At 35.4% G+C, this 16,363-nt stretch carries 15 protein-coding genes; 6 read left to right on the top strand and 9 right to left on the bottom strand.

The genetic code is table 11. The features are described from left to right. From ACK4HO_RS08105 to ACK4HO_RS08090, 4 genes are all read left to right on the top strand, one after another. The coding region (locus ACK4HO_RS08105) for a BatA domain-containing protein (protein ID WP_409664727.1) at positions 1-1,920 on the top strand (1,920 nt) is incomplete at its 5' end. Next, positions 1,917-3,176 (top strand): dihydroorotase, encoded by a 1,260-nt coding sequence (locus tag ACK4HO_RS08100; protein ID WP_409664725.1) that lies wholly within the window; start codon positions 1,917-1,919, stop codon positions 3,174-3,176. The genes ACK4HO_RS08105 and ACK4HO_RS08100, both read left to right, overlap by 4 nt. After that, complete coding sequence (locus ACK4HO_RS08095) at positions 3,169-3,495, top strand: hypothetical protein (RefSeq protein WP_409664723.1); 327 nt, start codon at positions 3,169-3,171, stop codon at positions 3,493-3,495. The genes ACK4HO_RS08100 and ACK4HO_RS08095 overlap by 8 nt, the downstream gene beginning before the upstream one ends. Continuing rightward, positions 3,495-4,139: an alpha/beta hydrolase gene (locus ACK4HO_RS08090; RefSeq protein ID WP_409664721.1), complete on the top strand. Its 645-nt coding sequence runs from the start codon at positions 3,495-3,497 to the stop codon at positions 4,137-4,139. The genes ACK4HO_RS08095 and ACK4HO_RS08090 overlap by 1 nt, the downstream gene beginning before the upstream one ends. Before the next feature lie 26 nt (positions 4,140-4,165). Here the strand turns inward: ACK4HO_RS08090 and ACK4HO_RS08085 are convergent, their stop codons facing one another. From ACK4HO_RS08085 to ACK4HO_RS08075, 3 genes are read right to left on the bottom strand one after another with little or no spacing between them, the layout of a single operon-like run. Continuing rightward, positions 4,166-4,654 (bottom strand): hypothetical protein, encoded by a 489-nt coding sequence (locus tag ACK4HO_RS08085; protein ID WP_409664719.1) that lies wholly within the window; start codon positions 4,652-4,654, stop codon positions 4,166-4,168. Between the two features lie 13 nt (positions 4,655-4,667). Beyond that, complete coding sequence (locus ACK4HO_RS08080; RefSeq protein WP_409664717.1) at positions 4,668-5,162, bottom strand: hypothetical protein; 495 nt, start codon at positions 5,160-5,162, stop codon at positions 4,668-4,670. 4 nt (positions 5,163-5,166) lie between these two features. Beyond that, positions 5,167-5,934, bottom strand: coding sequence for an MBL fold metallo-hydrolase (locus ACK4HO_RS08075; RefSeq protein WP_409664715.1), 768 nt, complete (start codon positions 5,932-5,934; stop codon positions 5,167-5,169). Between the two features lie 130 nt (positions 5,935-6,064). Here ACK4HO_RS08075 and ACK4HO_RS08070 point away from each other — a divergent pair, with 130 nt between their 5' ends. After that, the gene (locus ACK4HO_RS08070; protein ID WP_409664713.1) at positions 6,065-7,531 is read left to right on the top strand and encodes a TonB-dependent receptor; all 1,467 of its coding nucleotides are present in this window, start codon (positions 6,065-6,067) and stop codon (positions 7,529-7,531) included. A 32-nt stretch (positions 7,532-7,563) separates the two neighbouring features. Here ACK4HO_RS08070 and bcp read toward each other — a convergent pair whose 3' ends face one another. Then, on the bottom strand, positions 7,564-8,016 hold the full coding sequence (gene bcp, locus ACK4HO_RS08065; protein ID WP_409664711.1) for a thioredoxin-dependent thiol peroxidase: 453 nt from the start codon (positions 8,014-8,016) through the stop codon (positions 7,564-7,566). Positions 8,017-8,094: 78 nt separating this feature from the next. Between bcp and nth the strand changes: the two genes are divergently transcribed. Next, complete coding sequence (gene nth / locus ACK4HO_RS08060; protein ID WP_409664709.1) at positions 8,095-8,754, top strand: endonuclease III domain-containing protein; 660 nt, start codon at positions 8,095-8,097, stop codon at positions 8,752-8,754. Between the two features lie 221 nt (positions 8,755-8,975). Here the strand turns inward: nth and ACK4HO_RS08055 are convergent, their stop codons facing one another. The 5 genes from ACK4HO_RS08055 to ACK4HO_RS08035 form a co-directional block, all read right to left on the bottom strand. Then, positions 8,976-9,563 (bottom strand): RNA polymerase sigma factor, encoded by a 588-nt coding sequence (locus tag ACK4HO_RS08055; protein WP_409664707.1) that lies wholly within the window; start codon positions 9,561-9,563, stop codon positions 8,976-8,978. A 245-nt stretch (positions 9,564-9,808) separates the two neighbouring features. After that, entirely contained in the window at positions 9,809-11,509 is a 1,701-nt protein-coding gene (locus tag ACK4HO_RS08050) for a family 16 glycosylhydrolase (RefSeq protein WP_409664705.1), read from the bottom strand. 82 nt (positions 11,510-11,591) lie between these two features. Next, positions 11,592-12,503, bottom strand: coding sequence for a glycosyl hydrolase family 17 protein (locus tag ACK4HO_RS08045; protein WP_409664703.1), 912 nt, complete (start codon positions 12,501-12,503; stop codon positions 11,592-11,594). A 1-nt stretch (position 12,504) separates the two neighbouring features. Continuing rightward, complete coding sequence (locus ACK4HO_RS08040) at positions 12,505-14,868, bottom strand: MFS transporter (protein ID WP_409664701.1); 2,364 nt, start codon at positions 14,866-14,868, stop codon at positions 12,505-12,507. A 23-nt stretch (positions 14,869-14,891) separates the two neighbouring features. Beyond that, positions 14,892-16,349: a glycoside hydrolase family 30 protein gene (locus ACK4HO_RS08035; RefSeq protein WP_409664700.1), complete on the bottom strand. Its 1,458-nt coding sequence runs from the start codon at positions 16,347-16,349 to the stop codon at positions 14,892-14,894. Between the last annotated feature and the right edge of the window lie 14 nt (positions 16,350-16,363).

Here is a 16,363-nt window from a genome sequence, read left to right as displayed (position 1 = left end):
AAACACCCGGAAATTCTATATTTTCTTTTTTTATTGGTGATTCCAATTTTGGTGCATTTATTTCAATTGCGACGTTTTAAGAAAGAATACTTCACCAACGTACAATTCCTAAAAGAACTTTCCCTGCAAACCCGAAAAAGTTCGACCATCAAAAAATGGTTGTTGCTTTTCACGCGCTTACTGCTTCTCGCCTGCTTGATTCTAGCTTTTGCCCAACCTTTTTTCACCGCGAAAGAAAGCCTGAAATCAACTAACGAAATGTACATCATCTTAGACAATTCCTATAGCATGCAAGCCAAAGGGCAAAAGGGTGAATTGCTCAAACGTGCGGTTCAAGATTTGTTAGAACATACTCCGGAAGCTCAGAATTTTTCTCTGATTACCAATTCCGAAACCTATTGGAACACCGATATCAAATCGATTCAAAAGGATTTACAGGATTTAAAATACAGCGCAACGCCTTTCCGATTAGATAATTTAATTGCTAAAGTCAATGCCCGAAAATCTGCTTTCAACAAAGACATCATTGTCATAACCGATGCCGTCGGATTGGAAACCAATCAAGGGAAAAGTTTTAAAAAGGAAGACAATGTCTATTTCATCATTCCGGAAGCGGAACAAAAGAACAACGTTGCCATCGACAGTGTTTATATCCAACAAACATTAGACAGTTTCTATGAAATTGGCGTAAAATTATCAGCCAATGGCGAAGATATTAAGGCGGTTCCGATTGCGTTGTATAACCAAAACAAGTTGACAGCGAAGACTTTAATCGATTTCAAAAACACTACTGAAACCATTAAGTTTACCATTCCAAAAGAAGATTTTCACGGCTATGTTTCGATTACCGATAAAGGTTTGGCTTATGACAATACTTATTATTTCAGCATTTCCAAACCTAGTAAAACCAACGTAATCAGCATTGGCGAAACCGATAAAAGCAATTTCCTGTCGAGAATTTATACCAGTGACGAGTTTGCTTATACCAATTTCCCGATAGCCAATTTGGATTACAACTTGCTGGAAAAACAAGACGCAATTGTGTTAAACGAACTAAAAGACATTCCGCAAGCCTTACAAACCACACTGAAATCATTTGTAAACAAAGGCGGAAATGTTGTCATAATTCCGGCGCAAGAAAGCAATGTGAACGTAATGAATGGTTTCTTGGCTAACTTTGGAGCTATTCAATTCAAAGCGATGGCCAACGACGATAAGAAAGTAACCAAAATCAATTTCAATCATCCTTTGTTTAGCAATGTATTTGAAAAAAAGGTTGATAATTTTCAATATCCGTCAACCAAAACTGCTTTTGGAATCAACAGTACAACGCCTGCTATTTTAAGTTATGAAGACCAAAGTGCTTTCCTGACTTCGGTTTCGAATCCTTTGTCTGCAGTTTATCTTTTTGCAGCGCCAATCAACAAAACCAACAGTAATTTCCAAAATTCACCTTTAATCGTACCCACATTTTACAACATGGCACAAAACAGCCAAAAAACCGGTGTTAATGCGATAATTATTGGCGAAGACCAACCGTTTGTGGTAGACGCACTGTTGACAAAAGATGAAATTCTTAACGTAAAAAATGCCACAGAAAGTTTTATTCCGGTGCAACAATTGTTGAATACCAAAGTCAAAATTACTTTTGGTGACAATCCTATCGAAGCCGGAAATTTTGGTATCTTTAACGGAGTAAATTTGGCACAGAATATCAGCTTTAATTATACTCGAACCGAAAGCAATTTGAGTTTAGCCAATACTGACATTGCTGCGAATTATAAGGAAATTGAAGATATAGAAACGGTTTTTAATTCGATTCAAACCGACCGAACCGATACACAAATCTGGAAATGGTTTGTGCTGCTTACCCTACTCTTTTTAGTATTAGAACTACTCATTCAAAAATTTGTAAAATGAACCTAATCATCCGAAAAGCCAAAATTGTTGACCCGCAAAGTCCTTACCACCATCAAACCGTTGATGTGAAAATTACAAAAGGCATAATCGAAGAAATAGGCGTTTCGATTCCTAATTCGGATACACATCAAGAATTCCAACACGATGGCTTACATCTTTCTCAAGGTTGGTTTGACACCAGTGTTTCCCTGGGCGAACCCGGATTTGAAGACCGAGAAACCATCGCTAACGGATTGGATGTCGCTGCTAAAAGTGGCTTTACCGGAATAGCTTTGCAACCCAATTCAAATCCGATTATTGACAACCAATCACAGGTTCATTTTGTTAAACAAAAAGCAGCTAATTTTGCTACAGAGTTATTTCCTATTGGCGCATTGACTAAAAACAGCGAAGGCAAAGATTTAGCTGAATTGTTCGATATGAAAAACGCCGGCGCAGTGGCTTTTGGAGATTATGGCAAAAGTTTGGCAAATGCAAATCTTTTGAAAATTGGCTTACAATACACTCAAGATTTTGACGGTTTAGTAATTGCATTTGCGCAAGATGACAACATCAAAGGCAATGGCGTAGCTAATGAAGGAATAGTTTCGACAAGATTAGGCTTAAAAGGAATTCCCAACTTAGCCGAAGAATTAATCATTGCAAGAAACTTATTTTTACTCGAATACACCGGAGGTAAATTACACATCCCAACAATTTCTACAGCCCAATCGGTAGCGTTAATAAAAGAAGCTAAAGCGAAAGGTTTGAACGTGACTTGTAGTGTAACTGTGCATCATTTGGTCCTAACGGATGAAAAACTGGATGGGTTTGATACAAGATACAAAGTGTCGCCACCATTGCGCACAGAGGCCGATAGAAAAGCTTTAATAGCAGGTGTTTTAGACAACACGATTGACTGCATTACTGCTGATCATAATCCAATCGACATCGAGCATAAAAAGATGGAATTTGATTTGGCCAAAAACGGAGCGATTGGTTTAGAAAGCGCTTTTGGTGCTCTTTTAACGGTGTTACCTTTGGAAAAAATAATTGAGAAATTGACTTTCGGTAAATCTATTTTAAATATTGAAAGTCAAGAAATTAAAGAAAACAATAAAGCTAATTTTACCCTGTTCCAAATTGACAATAATTGGACATTTGGCAAAGAAAATATAGCTTCAAAATCTAAAAATTCCGCTTTCCTTGGACAAGCCATGAAAGGCAAAGCTTTGGGAATTTACAATCAAGGAAAATTAGTTGTAAACCATGGATAATCAAACCATAAAAGAAGGCAAAACTATAGCCATTATCAGTTATATTTTGCTTTTCGGACCGCTGATTGCTCTTTCTATGAATAGCGAAAAAAAGAATACTTATGCGTCTTTTCACATTCGACAAGGCTTAGGATTGACATTGACCTTTATTCTCTTGGGCGTATCCATAAGTCACTTTGAAAACTTCATGATTGCGGCTTCGATGTGGATTTTTATTTCTGTTCTGGCTATGTATGGAATTTTTTCTGCAGCTATCGGTAAAACCACTAATCTTCCTTTATTGGGAAGCCTTTTTCAAAAAACATTTAAAAGTTTGTAATGAGTTTATCCCTGCATCATTTGGTCAGAGAACCAAAAGTCAAAAAAGACAAAAACCCTTTGCTCCTATTGCTTCACGGTTATGGCAGCAATGAAGAAGATTTATTTTCTTTTGCCGGTGAATTGCCCGAAGAATATTATGTGATTTCGGCCCGCGCACCATTCGACATGATGTATGGAAGCTATGCTTGGTATGCTATAAATTTTGATGCTGATGAAAACAAGTTTTCTGATATTGGTCAAGCCAGAGCTTCTAGAGATATTATTGCAAACTTTATTGATGAATTAGTCGCGGAATATCCTATTGATACTCAAAACGTAACGCTTATTGGCTTTAGCCAAGGCTGTATTTTAAGTTATGCTGTGGCTTTGTCTTATCCGGAAAAAGTACAGCGTGTAGTAGCTATGAGTGGTTATTTTAACCCGGAAATTGCCGTGGATGATTATACCGAAAATGATTTGAACAACCTAAAAATATTTGCCTCACACGGAACGGTTGACCAAGTCATTCCGGTAGAATGGGCACGAAAATCCATTCCGATGTTACAAATATTGGGTATTGAAATAGTCTTTAAAGAATATATGGTTGGTCACGGCGTAGCACCACAGAATTTCTTTGATTTCAAACATTGGTTATCCAAATAAAAAGTCCCGAATCATCAGGACTTTTTTTATTCTTGGGTATCACTACCGGTGATTTTTTTGCCCATTTGGCCATCACCTGAAAATTTGATATCGGTTCCTTTTTTCAAAACATAACCTTTCCAAGGCACCAATTGCCAATCTTCAAAAACCCAGGGTTTGCCTTCTGCAAGGCGAATTAAAATAATGGAATTGGCTTCATTAGGAAGAAAAACTTCAGCTTGATTTTGGTCTTCACTAAAAAGGACAAAAGCACTCAAAGTTTCATCTTCGTTTTCGGGTTTGTCAACCGGATTGAGTTGGATTCCGGTATAACCTTTTACACATTCTTTATTCATTTTTGACCATATATAACCTGCTGTTGCCAAGCAACCATGCTCATCCTTGTCGTTAACAATAGTAGAATCTTTAACAGCCGAAGGAACATTTTCTTCATCTGATTCCGTTTCGTTTTGGTCATTTAACTTGCACGAAAACAGTAAGATTGAAGCGATTAAGAGTAGAGAGATTTTTTTCATGCCTTAAAAAATTCTAGTTTAATTGTTCAGGATATAAATAGGAATTCATGATTTCAAATGAAACCGTTTGATCATCTTCGATAAAATATTTCAACATGACTTCACCCCATAGTTTACCATTGCTGTAGCTGGCGATAATCCATCGGTGGTTTAATAATTTTACTTTAGTAATGATAAACTTTTGCTCACCCATTGTAACTTGATCGGTGTATTTATTTCCAGCCTTGTCATCATTATAGGCCAAAAGTGCTTGTTTTACTTTTTCAGCAAATACGTTGATGTCATTTTGGTTCAAATAATTCATAGCTCTGTCATTGGATTCCAAAGAAAAGTAATTGGCATCGTAGAGTTGGTCTGCCAACTTGGTAATGCTGTCATTTATTTTCTTATTGTCTTGCACTGTTTCGGGTTTGTCTTGCGCAGCTTCTTTTGAAGTAAAATATTTATAGGTAAAAATATTCATTAAAACCGCAATGATAAACAAGTATAAAAACAATGATTTCTTCATAATATTAAATTGTAATTTTCAAATTGTCGTAGGCTAAAAACACGTTTGGGGGCAACTGTTGTTGAACTTCCTCGTGATAACCCATCAGATGACTGATATGTGTCAGATACGCTTTTTCTGGTTGTACCAAATGTATAAAATCTAACGCTTCCTGCAAATTAAAATGTGAATGGTGTGGCTCTTCGCGCAAAGCATTCACTACCAATACTTTTACACCTTTCAGCTTTTGAATTTCAGTATAGGCAATAGTTTTTACATCGGTTAAATATACAAAATCCTGAATTCGATAGCCAAAAACTTGCAGATTTCCGTGATTTACATCGATGGGAGTAATTTTAGTATTGCCAATAGTAAAAGCCTGATTATTTTTTACTTCAAAAGTCTCCACACCCGGCGCACCCGGATATTTATTTTCGGTTTCAAAAATATAATCGAAACGCTTTTTCAAGTTCTCTAAAACCCTTTCATGAGCATAAATCGGAATGTCTTTTTTTTGTCGGAAGAAAAACGGTCGAATATCATCCAAACCCGCTGTGTGATCGGCATGTTCATGGGTGAATAGTATGGCGTCCAATTGAGTACAACCGGAAGTTAGCATTTGTTGCCTGAAATCGGGACCACAATCGATTACTATAGAAAAATCTTCGAAAGTGACCCAAACAGAAACCCGCAAACGCTTGTCTTTAAAGTCCTCGCTTTTACAAACTGAATGATGGCTTCCAATAACAGGAATGCCTTGTGATGTTCCGGTTCCGAGAAAATAAACTTGCATAATAGCACGGTTTTTGATAGGATACTTTTGAGGTTTGGCTTTAAAAGTAATTAAATACAAAAATAGACTTAATTATCTTTTAATAAAATAGCTATTTTACTAACTTTGCAAAGAACACTTACGCTAAACTATGGACAATATTGTTTCTATAATAAAATTGAAAGGCGATAAAGCCATTGAACAAATTCCTGCTATCAAAGATAAGGCATTGCGAATTAACCTAAATGAAAATATTTATGGGACATTTGCTGAAATTGGAGCCGGACAAGAGACGGTTAGGCATTTTTTCAGAGCCGGTGGTTCATCGGGAACTATAGCAAAAGCGATGTCGGCCTACGATAAAGATTTCAGTGATGCAATTTACGGCATTGAAGATGATGGTCGTTATGTAACGGAAAGTCGTTTGAAAAAAATGTTGAATCATGAAGTAGAACTGATTGAAAAACGTTTAAAAAGAGACAAACATCCCAATAAAATATTCTTCAGTTTTGCCAATACTGTTGCTACAATTGACTTCGCTAAGCAATTTAAAGGGCATGGTTGGGTTGGAATAAAATACCAAGTTGAGCCTGATGAAGATTACAATGAGATTACACTTCACATACGTTTTAAAGAAACCGATGCGCGTTTACAACAAGAAACCTTAGGGATTTTGGGGGTAAACCTGATTTACGGTGCGTATTACAAATACAACGATCCGAAAAAATTGTTGCGTTATTTATATGACCATTTAGACAAAGACCAATTAGAAATTGATACCATCAACTTCTCGGGTCCGCGGTTTGCCAATGTTGACAATCGTTTAATGAGTTTACAATTGGTTAAAAATGGGATGACAGATGCGGTAATGTTTGGTCCTGACGGAAAAAATATCTTGCCAGCATCGATACTTTACAAGAAAAACATCTTAGCGCTTAGAGGAAGTTTCCGTCCGGTAACGCAAGTAAACATGGACATGTATGAGAAATCATTAAAAATGTTCCTTGATGAAAGTAAAGTGGACAAAGACAATACCTTGGTTATTTTTGAAATTACACTTTCTAATTTGCGTTCGGAAGGCGAAATTGACGAAAGAGATTTTATGGACAGAGCTGAATTGCTTTGTTCATTAGGTCAAACTGTAATGATTTCAAACTTCCAGGAATATTATAAAGTAGTGGAATATTTCTCTAACTACACCAAAGCCCGAATGGGATTGGCCATGGGTGTCAACAATTTAGTTGATATTTTTGACGAAAAATACTACCGTCATTTGAGTGGTGGTATTTTGGAAGCCTTCGGTAAATTATTCTATCGAGATTTGAAAGTGTTTTTGTATCCAATGGAAGACGAAAACGGAGAAATTGTCAACTCCCAAAACTTGAAAGTTCATCCACGTATGAAAGAGTTGTATAAATTCTTTGCTTATAACGGAAAAGTAGTAGACATCACTGATTTCGATAAAGATCACTTAAAAATCTTCTCTCGTGAGGTATTGAAAATGATCAGCAACGGAACTCCCGGCTGGGAAAACTTATTGCCAAAAGGAATTTCAGACATCATCAAGCAACACCAATTGTTTGGTTACGATCCCAACAAAGTTTTAGAAAAGGCATAAATAAAAAGCCAAGAATTGAATCTTGGCTTTTTTTATTTCAATATCTGAGCTGCGTGAGCTTTGGTTTTTACATCTGAAATCACTTCGTCAATCACTCCTTCTTCATTAATAATAAATGTAGTTCTGTGAATGCCATCATATTCTCTTCCCATAAACTTTTTGGGTCCCCATACGCCAAAAGCTTCAATAACTGATTTGTCTTCATCTGCTAATAGCGGAAAAGGAAATTCATATTTGGTTTTAAATTTACTCTGGGCTTTAGCACTATCGGCACTAACTCCCAGAAGTGCATAATTATTAGCTTTGAAGCGTTCGAAATTATCTCTCAAATCACAAGCTTCAGCCGTACAACCCGGTGTATCAGCTTTGGGATAAAAGAATACCACCAACTTCTGTCCTTTGTAATCGGCTAAAGTATGTATATTGCCATCTTGGTCTTTTCCGGAAAAATTGGGTGCTTTGTCACCTTTTTGTAGTGTTGTCATTTTTAAAGTTTCTGAGTTACTGAGTTACTAAGTTTCTGAGTTTATTTTAGTATTTTTACAATTCAAATTTAGTTTAAAATGACCAAAAAAGAGCGTGCAACATTTGTTATAAATACGTTAAAAGAACTTTACCCTGAAATCCCTATTCCACTCAATCATAAAGATGCTTATACTTTGCTGATTGCTGTTTTGCTCTCCGCACAATGTACTGATGTTCGTGTGAATCAAATCACACCACTCCTTTTTGCTAAAGCCGATAATCCATATGATATGGTAAAACTTTCGGTGGAAGAAATCAAGAAAATCATTCGGCCTTGTGGTTTATCGCCGATGAAATCGAAAGGCATTTATGGGTTGTCTCAAATTTTGATTGAAGAACATAACGGAGAAGTGCCGCAGAGTTTTGAAGCTTTAGAAAGATTACCGGCTGTTGGACACAAAACCGCCAGTGTAGTTATGTCACAAGCTTTTGGTGTTCCGGCTTTTCCGGTAGATACTCATATTCATCGATTGATGTACAGATGGAATTTGACCAACGGCAAAAACGTGCAACAAACAGAGAAAGACGCCAAAGCCATTTTTCCGAAAGCACTGTGGAATGAATTACACTTGCAAATCATATGGTATGGAAGAGAATATTCACCGGCTCGTGGATGGGATTTAGGAAAAGATGTCATCACCAAAACCATAGGTCGAAAAGGCGTTTTGGAAGAATACTATAAAAAAAAATCCCGATAATTGTATCGGGATGTTTCTTAATTAGCTATTGTTTCGAAGTTCATATTACCTACTTTAATAATATTCAATGCACAAGAATATTGAAGTATTAAACGGATTGTTTCTTTTTTTGGTAACATTTTTTTGGGAGCTAATTTTCTTTTAGAGTAAAGTTTTGCCATATATAAAATCAGTTTGTTTTGGATGTTTATATAGTAACGCAAAAAATTACTTTTTATTATCTAGGAAGGCAAATAAATTTTATTTTTTTCAATCACCTTTCTCAGATTTGTGATGGCATAACGCATTCTTCCCAAAGTTGTATTTACGCTAACACCTGTAAAATCTGCTATTTCTTTAAAACTCATGTCTAAAAAATAACGCATCATAATTACTTCTTTTTGGTCATGAGGTAACTTTTCAATAATCGTTTTAATATCGATTTCCACCTGATTTTTAATTAATCTTCTTTCGATATTTAACGAATCATCAGTAATTCTGGAGAAAATTAATAGCTCATCAGTATCACGGTTTAATGGCATTTTTTTATCATTACGGTATTTGTCAATAATTAGATTACTGGCTATACGCAAAACCCAAGACAAAAATTTACCTTCCTCGTTATAGTACTTTTTAGATTTAAGTGTATGAATCACCTTGAAGAATGTCTCCTGGAAAATATCTTCTGTTACATCTCTATCCGAAACCTTGGAATAGATATACCCATAAATTTTTGATTGGTGCCTGTTGATTAATATTGCCAAAGCGTTTTCATCGCCAGCAACGTACTTATCAACTAATATAGCATCCGGAAGTTGAGATTTAGCCATAACAATACCTTTTAGTGTAGGGTTAAAAAAGAGTTTTTAATCTAAAAAGTAATTGTCGCGTATAGGCAAATCAGGTTTAAGAGTTAATTATAAGCCAAATTTAACATAAAATATATTTAAAAAACAAATAAAAACTAAAAAAATGTTATTTTCTAAAAGAGAGGTGACATTTTTACTTGACATTTACCTGTAAAAATTTAGATTTCTCTTCGGAATTGAAATCTTATTTTTAAATAAACTATATGCTAATTCTTTATTATTTTTAAATATTGAATTCCTCGTGAGTTTTGAATTCTTAGAAAATAAATTCCGGGTTTAAAATCACTCATATCAAGATTTCCGGTGGCATTTACTACTCTTTCTAGGTGTGTTTTTCCTAAAACATCTGTCAATCTTATTTGGTTATGACTATCCAACAACTGTAAATGCAAAATATCTTCAACGGGATTAGGATAACATAACTGGCGGGATTCAGATAATGTTGGTATTTCTAACGCACAATTATTTCCAACCACATAAGAAAAATATCTTGTAACAGATAAGCCACCCGCGTAAGCAAACTTCACGGCGTAATTAATAGTTGAACCAATAGTTTGTCCTGTAATGGTTTTAGTAAATATGTTTCCGGACACATTGGTCATTTGATATTCTGTAAAAGGACTTTGTCTCCATAAAAATGCTACTACGCCAACTTTATCGGTATCCAACATTTCAAAAGTGATTTTCACATCGGTACCTAAAGTTTCAAAGGCGTAATTATATCCAATCGAGAAAGTACCCGCTTGAGCTTCTGTATCATTACCCGAACATCCTATAACTCCTGTAGTAGTTGCATTGAGCAATATTGGATTAGTAACAAAAGCATTTCCTGCCAAATCACTGGCTGCAACTGAAAAACTATAATTGGTATTAGGCAATAGATTAGGAATAACAACCGATCTTTGAACTCCAGAAGGATTGGCTAAAGATATAGTTCCACCACTGTATGTAATGTTGTAATTAACATTTCCTGAGTTGTCGTCAGCATTCAATAATAATTCTATCGTTGAACTAGTTATAGCGCCTATTGAAGCGGTAAAGTTGGTTGGTGCTTGAGTATCTACAAGTGTATTTTGGTATACTCTAACATAATCAATTTCCATTGCCGTTTGTGTGAAATTTGAAGGTATTGTTCCTGCAATTCCTCCCATAGCTATATTTAACAAAAGATATTGTTCAGCATTAAATGGCCAATTACTTGGTGTTTTAACTGCAGGATTGTAAGTGTAAAATACCACTCCATCCAACAGAAAAGAGATTTGAAAAGGAGACCAATTCATTGAATACACATGAAAGTCATTGCCTAAATTATTAGCAATTGTACCTCCAATATTAGTTGTATTACCAAAAGATGATGGAGTATGTAAAGCACTCTGCACATAATTCGCTGGCTGCGATGGCGTTATACCGTGTTCCATAATATCAATTTCACCACAGGCCGGCCAATCTGTAGTTCCGAATTGTGCATCAAAAAAGGCACCGTTCTCATTCACATTTTTGCCAAGCATCCATATAGCAGGCCAAGTACCTTGGTTGGTTGGAATTTTTGCTCTAACATCAACACGACCGTATAAAAATGAAAACTTCGAATTTAAACGAGCTGATGTATACTGCTTGGTTATTCCTTGACTTGTGTATGGTTCTTTTTTAGCTACTACATTCAAAAAACCTCCATTGACAAAAGAGTTTGTTAATTGATCAGTATAATGCTGTACTTCACCATTAAACCAACTTCCACCTGCTGGCAATTGGGTTTGGTGATGCCACTTACTTGAATTTACAGCACCATTAGCATCAAACTCGTCAGACCATACTAAGTTGGTGTAAACAACATCTACTTGAGAATAGCTGCTTTGCGTTACAAGGATGGAAATTAAAAAAAATAGTTGAAAAATATTAATTCTCATAATGAGTGTTTATTTTTTATTGATTGCATTAATTCAGATCTTAGAGCTTAACTTACTTAAATAATAATTTTAATAAATTACACTAAAATTTTAATTGTTCATTTTTATCCCATAATCCCCAATAAGCGCCGACATCACCTTCCGCTCCTACTTTCCATCCTTCATCAAAAGAAGAGAAGTAGAAAACTTCGATATTATTTTGTCTTGACCAATTTTGTGTTTCTATAAAATACTGCATCGCATTTTCATTCGAAGCAAAAGCGCCTTTAAGAGAACCGCCTTCGCTTGGCCAACCCGTTTCTGTAATAATCACGCGCTTTCCATGACCGGCATCTTTGGCTGATCCAAACATACTTTGCATATGATTCAGGGAATGTTCTATAGGACAACCTTCCCAATATGGGTAACAATTGGTTAAAATGACATCGCAGGCTTGGGTAATATTTGGTCGGTGAGAAAATTCATAGTAAGCATCTACATATCCCACAGGAATATTAGGCAATGCTTCTTTCACACGATGGATATAGGCTAACAATTGTTCTTCGGTTAAATCACCTCTGTACATTACTTCATTCCCAACAGCCGCAATATCTACACAACCTTCATTGGCAAGTTCAATCAAACCCTCAATTTCTTTTTCATTGAGTTCTAAATCATCACTTAACCATGCGCCTACTAGTGTTTTAATCCCATTTTGATGGGCAATTCTCGGAATATGTTCGTTTCCTTCAATGCATGAAAATGAACGAATCCATTGGGTATATGGTTTTAGAATTTGAATGCGTCGGTTTACTTGTTCAGCAGAAATAATATCACCGGGTTTTTGACCGTCTTCATACATACTAAAACAAATACCGTGCATTCCTTTTTCTAATGTTTCTCTCCAAATTTCTTTTAAGTTTTTAACTGAAATTTCAAAAAAATTTATACTTGACTGTGTATTTTCAAAAGAATGATCTTCTAAGGAAAAATAATGACCTTCTCTATATGACATATTAATTTAATTTAAGTTCAAACTTTAATTTTTCGTTTTTATCCCAAATTCCCCAGGCTGTTCCGACGGTTCCTTCTTGATTGGCTTTCCATGATTCATCGAAGGATGAAAAATAAAACAATTCGATATTGTTATTTTTAGCCCATTCTTGTGATGCCACAAAATATTTTATAGCATTGATTTCTGATGGAATAGCTTGATCAACCGTTTCCCCTTTACTAGGCCAACCGGTTTCTGAGATTATAATTTTCTTTCCATGGGCTACCGTTTGTGTAACTTCAATCATATTTTGCAAATAGGAAATGGCATAATCATTATTAGCGCCTTCCCAAAACGGATAGAAATTAACCAAAAGCACATCGCAATTGGAAACCAAATTCGGTCGGTCTAAAAACTGATAATAAGCATCTACATAGCTTACAGAGATATTGGGTAATGCTTCTTTTACTCTTTTGATGTAGCTAATAAGTTCTTGCTCAGAAATCTCATTGCGGTGCAAAGCTTCATTCCCAACTGCTGCGATATCAACTAAACCGGCTTTTGCCAATTTGATTAAGGATTGTATTTCTTTTTCATTTCTGTCTCTGTCATCGCTGATCCATGCTCCGACTATGGTTTTTAACCCTTTTTCGTGTGCGATTTCCGGTATTAACTCATTGCCTTCAGTACAAGAAAAAGAGCGAATCCATTGGGTATGTGGAGCAATAATATCGAGTCTTCTTTTTATTTGGTCAGCTGATAAAACGTCTCCGGCTTGTTGCCCTTCGGTGTAGGGACTAAAACAAACGCCGTGTAAACCATTATTTAGAATTTCTGAATAAAGTGTTTTTATTTCGGCATTACTTTTTTGATTCAATTCGGAATCAAATGAATTATTTATTGAACCATTTTTTAATATTGAAACGAGTTTTCCGGAAAGAAAAGCAGAAGATTGAACTTTTACTTTTCCTTTTCTAGAAGCTAATTCTTCTTGAATTTCTTTTAATTTACCCTCAGTCAATCCATAATTCCACATGTAAAAAATAGCAGTTAATGTACCTGCAATTGGAATAGCCGAAAAACAAAAACGTAACCAAAATAAGGTGTCTGGTGTTTGAGTAGCTAAATTTCCATCAAAATCAATAACATCAAGAATTAAGTAACTTAATAAACCCGCTACTGCGAATCCTAATTTTACAACCCACCAATAAATAGCGCCAAAAATACCTTCTCGTCGTTGACCGTAATTGAGTTCATCAACATCACAAACATCGGCAGTCATTGACATCATTGTGGTAAACAAACCTCCAATTCCGAAGGAAAAGAATGGAATTGCGATTAAAAACAAATAAGGTTTTCCTGGAATAAATAAGAAATAAAGTAAAATGTAACCAAAAATTGATATGGATTGAGAAACCAAAAAAGCTTTCTTTTTACCAATCTTCTTAGCCATTTTTACCACTAGCGGAATAACTAGAAAAGTTGTGACTAATGCACCACCACTACCAAAAATGGCAGGCCAAATTCCGGCAGCTTGTTGATTTCCATTAAATAAATAATAAACTATAATGAAAAAAGTAAATTGTGCAACTGTATTAAATGCATTAAAAGTATAAAAAGTTGCAAAACATAATTTTCTAAAATCGGCAATTTTGAAAGCTTCTTTAAATTCGTGAATTAGATTTCTGAAAATTTCTCCTACATTCCTTATACTAATTGATTTATACGAAGTTTCATTTAAAGTTGATTTTGAAGTAATAAAGAATGCTGGAACCATTGCAAAAATCATACAAGGAATTCCTACCCATATAGCTAGTGTTCTAGTAGCAACCTCAGGATTAGAAAACAATTCCTTGTCATACATTATAATCCAAAACCATGGAACTATAACCCATGCCCACTGTCCAATCCACTGAGCAATAGCCATAATTTGTGTTCTTTCGTGAAAATCTTCACTCATTTCATAGCCCATGGCTACAAATGGAACACTAAAAATAGTAAGTCCTAAATAAAGACATAATTTAAATCCTAGAAAATAGAAAAAGTTAAAATAGACTCCATTTTCTTTAAAAATTTGCCACATTAATAAAAAAGATATCCCCATTATCAGAGCTCCAATAAAAACGTAATGCCTCCTTCTTCCCCAACGAGAACGAGTATTATCAGTAATAAAACCCATAATGGGATCAATAATAAAATCGAATAATCGAGGTGCAAAAGTTAAAAATCCTACCATCCATGGATCAAAACCAAAACCTGCCAATAGCACAACCATAAAAACGCCAAGCGCAGCAGGAAACATTTGATTAGCAAGCATTCCTATACCAAAAGCTATCTTTTTGTACATAGGAACCATTACTTTGGTATTTGTATTATTATTAGACATAAGTAAAATTTTAAATTATTTAGTTAGTTTGGTTTGATTATAACCGTCTGCAATGCTTTTGCATCGATTGAAATGATAGTGTTTTTATTGTTTAGTTGTATGTTGATTGTTTGTTTTGCATCAGTTGGATTAAAAATAGCAACCGCTATAGTTCCGTCGAGATTTTTTACTGCTGTGGTTACGACCTCATTGTTATCGATTGTGCATCCGATTTTTATTGCTCCCGGACGCATGAACTTACTGAAATGAGCCATCACATAATACAAAGGGGTAAAATATACTTCATCGTTTTTATCATCAACAATAATCGGTGCGACACACCAATTTTTGAACCAATTCGGTCCACCTTGACGGTCTAAAACCATATTCCAATCGACCCAACCATCGACCCAATTGTTGAGGCAGCCAATGATATCATTAGTATAGCGGTTAACCGGAGCATATTTTGGATGCAAATATTTTTCTTTTTCACTAGCCCAATCCCAACCCCAATCTGTAGCTTCTTTTTTCCAATACCAAGCATCATCGTTCCAATGTGGTACTTCCGAGTCAACGCAGCCTTCGGTTTCAATTAGGTATTTATTGGGTGCTTTTTTGTGGGCGTATTGTAGTTCTTTTGCAAAATATTCATAGGTGCTTTCATACCAATGAATAGCCGTTCCCGCGAAATATTTTGAAGTGGCTTCATTTTTAAACATGGCATCAACCCATTCCGGCAAACCGGCTCTGTTTTGATCATATCCAAAAATTTTAACATCAGCCCAACCGTCATTTTCTAATTTTGGTCCAAGATGATTTTGAACAAACAAGGTCATTTCTTCCGGCGAAAAAAGAGTACTTTCCCAGTTGTTTCCATTGCCATGTGGCTCGTTGATAACGGTAACACCCCAAATATCAATTCCTTCTTTTTTGTAAGCTTCTAAATATTTTGAAAAATACAAAGCAAAGGCATCGTTGAATTCGGGCAATAATTTTCCGCCTACATATTTTTTATTGTCTTTCATCCATGGTGGAGAAGTCCAAGGCGAAGCGATAATCTTAAACCCCTCTTTAGAAATGGTTTTGGCTTCGCGTATCATCGGAATAAGGTCGGATTTGTCGTCTTCTATGGTAAAATGCTCCATTTTTAGGTCATTTTCAACCTTTGCATAAGTATAATTGCTCAAAGAGAAATCACAAGAAGCAATGTGTGTTCGTGTCAAAGAATAATTGGCACCTTCTTCACTAAAATAGGCATCGAGTATTTTTTTTCGATTGGCTTGACTTAATTTGTTTAACAAATAAGCAGAAGCTTCGGTAAATGAACCACCGAAACCCGTGATGGTCTGGAATTTTTCTTCCGGATTCAATTTGATGATTAGCGGTTTGCTATTATCGGTAAATTCAGTCATTTTTTTTAACGAGTGACCTTGTGCGGAAGTTTCATATACTTCTACCTTTAGTTTATCGGTTACTTTACAACTTTGCAATGAAAATGCCATACTACACGCTAGTA

Source organism: Flavobacterium sp. (genome assembly GCF_046296355.1).
GTDB lineage: Bacteria > Bacteroidota > Bacteroidia > Flavobacteriales > Flavobacteriaceae > Flavobacterium.
The sequence above is the reverse complement of the archived record's forward strand: the minus strand, read 5'-3'. Positions and strand labels throughout refer to the sequence as shown.

What these genes read in the sequence shown, in the direction of transcription:
- ACK4HO_RS08035 (WP_409664700.1), bottom strand. Translation starts at nt 16,349, where the DNA reads ATGGCATTTTCATTGCAAAGTTGTAAAGTAACCGATAAACTAAAGGTA.
- ACK4HO_RS08090 (WP_409664721.1), top strand. Translation starts at nt 3,495, where the DNA reads ATGAGTTTATCCCTGCATCATTTGGTCAGAGAACCAAAAGTCAAAAAA.
- ACK4HO_RS08040 (WP_409664701.1), bottom strand. Translation starts at nt 14,868, where the DNA reads ATGTCTAATAATAATACAAATACCAAAGTAATGGTTCCTATGTACAAA.
- bcp (WP_409664711.1), bottom strand. Translation starts at nt 8,016, where the DNA reads ATGACAACACTACAAAAAGGTGACAAAGCACCCAATTTTTCCGGAAAA.
- ACK4HO_RS08045 (WP_409664703.1), bottom strand. Translation starts at nt 12,503, where the DNA reads ATGTCATATAGAGAAGGTCATTATTTTTCCTTAGAAGATCATTCTTTT.
- nth (WP_409664709.1), top strand. Translation starts at nt 8,095, where the DNA reads ATGACCAAAAAAGAGCGTGCAACATTTGTTATAAATACGTTAAAAGAA.
- ACK4HO_RS08050 (WP_409664705.1), bottom strand. Translation starts at nt 11,509, where the DNA reads ATGAGAATTAATATTTTTCAACTATTTTTTTTAATTTCCATCCTTGTA.
- ACK4HO_RS08055 (WP_409664707.1), bottom strand. Translation starts at nt 9,563, where the DNA reads ATGGCTAAATCTCAACTTCCGGATGCTATATTAGTTGATAAGTACGTT.
- ACK4HO_RS08075 (WP_409664715.1), bottom strand. Translation starts at nt 5,934, where the DNA reads ATGCAAGTTTATTTTCTCGGAACCGGAACATCACAAGGCATTCCTGTT.
- ACK4HO_RS08095 (WP_409664723.1), top strand. Translation starts at nt 3,169, where the DNA reads ATGGATAATCAAACCATAAAAGAAGGCAAAACTATAGCCATTATCAGT.
- ACK4HO_RS08070 (WP_409664713.1), top strand. Translation starts at nt 6,065, where the DNA reads ATGGACAATATTGTTTCTATAATAAAATTGAAAGGCGATAAAGCCATT.
- ACK4HO_RS08100 (WP_409664725.1), top strand. Translation starts at nt 1,917, where the DNA reads ATGAACCTAATCATCCGAAAAGCCAAAATTGTTGACCCGCAAAGTCCT.
- ACK4HO_RS08080 (WP_409664717.1), bottom strand. Translation starts at nt 5,162, where the DNA reads ATGAAGAAATCATTGTTTTTATACTTGTTTATCATTGCGGTTTTAATG.
- ACK4HO_RS08085 (WP_409664719.1), bottom strand. Translation starts at nt 4,654, where the DNA reads ATGAAAAAAATCTCTCTACTCTTAATCGCTTCAATCTTACTGTTTTCG.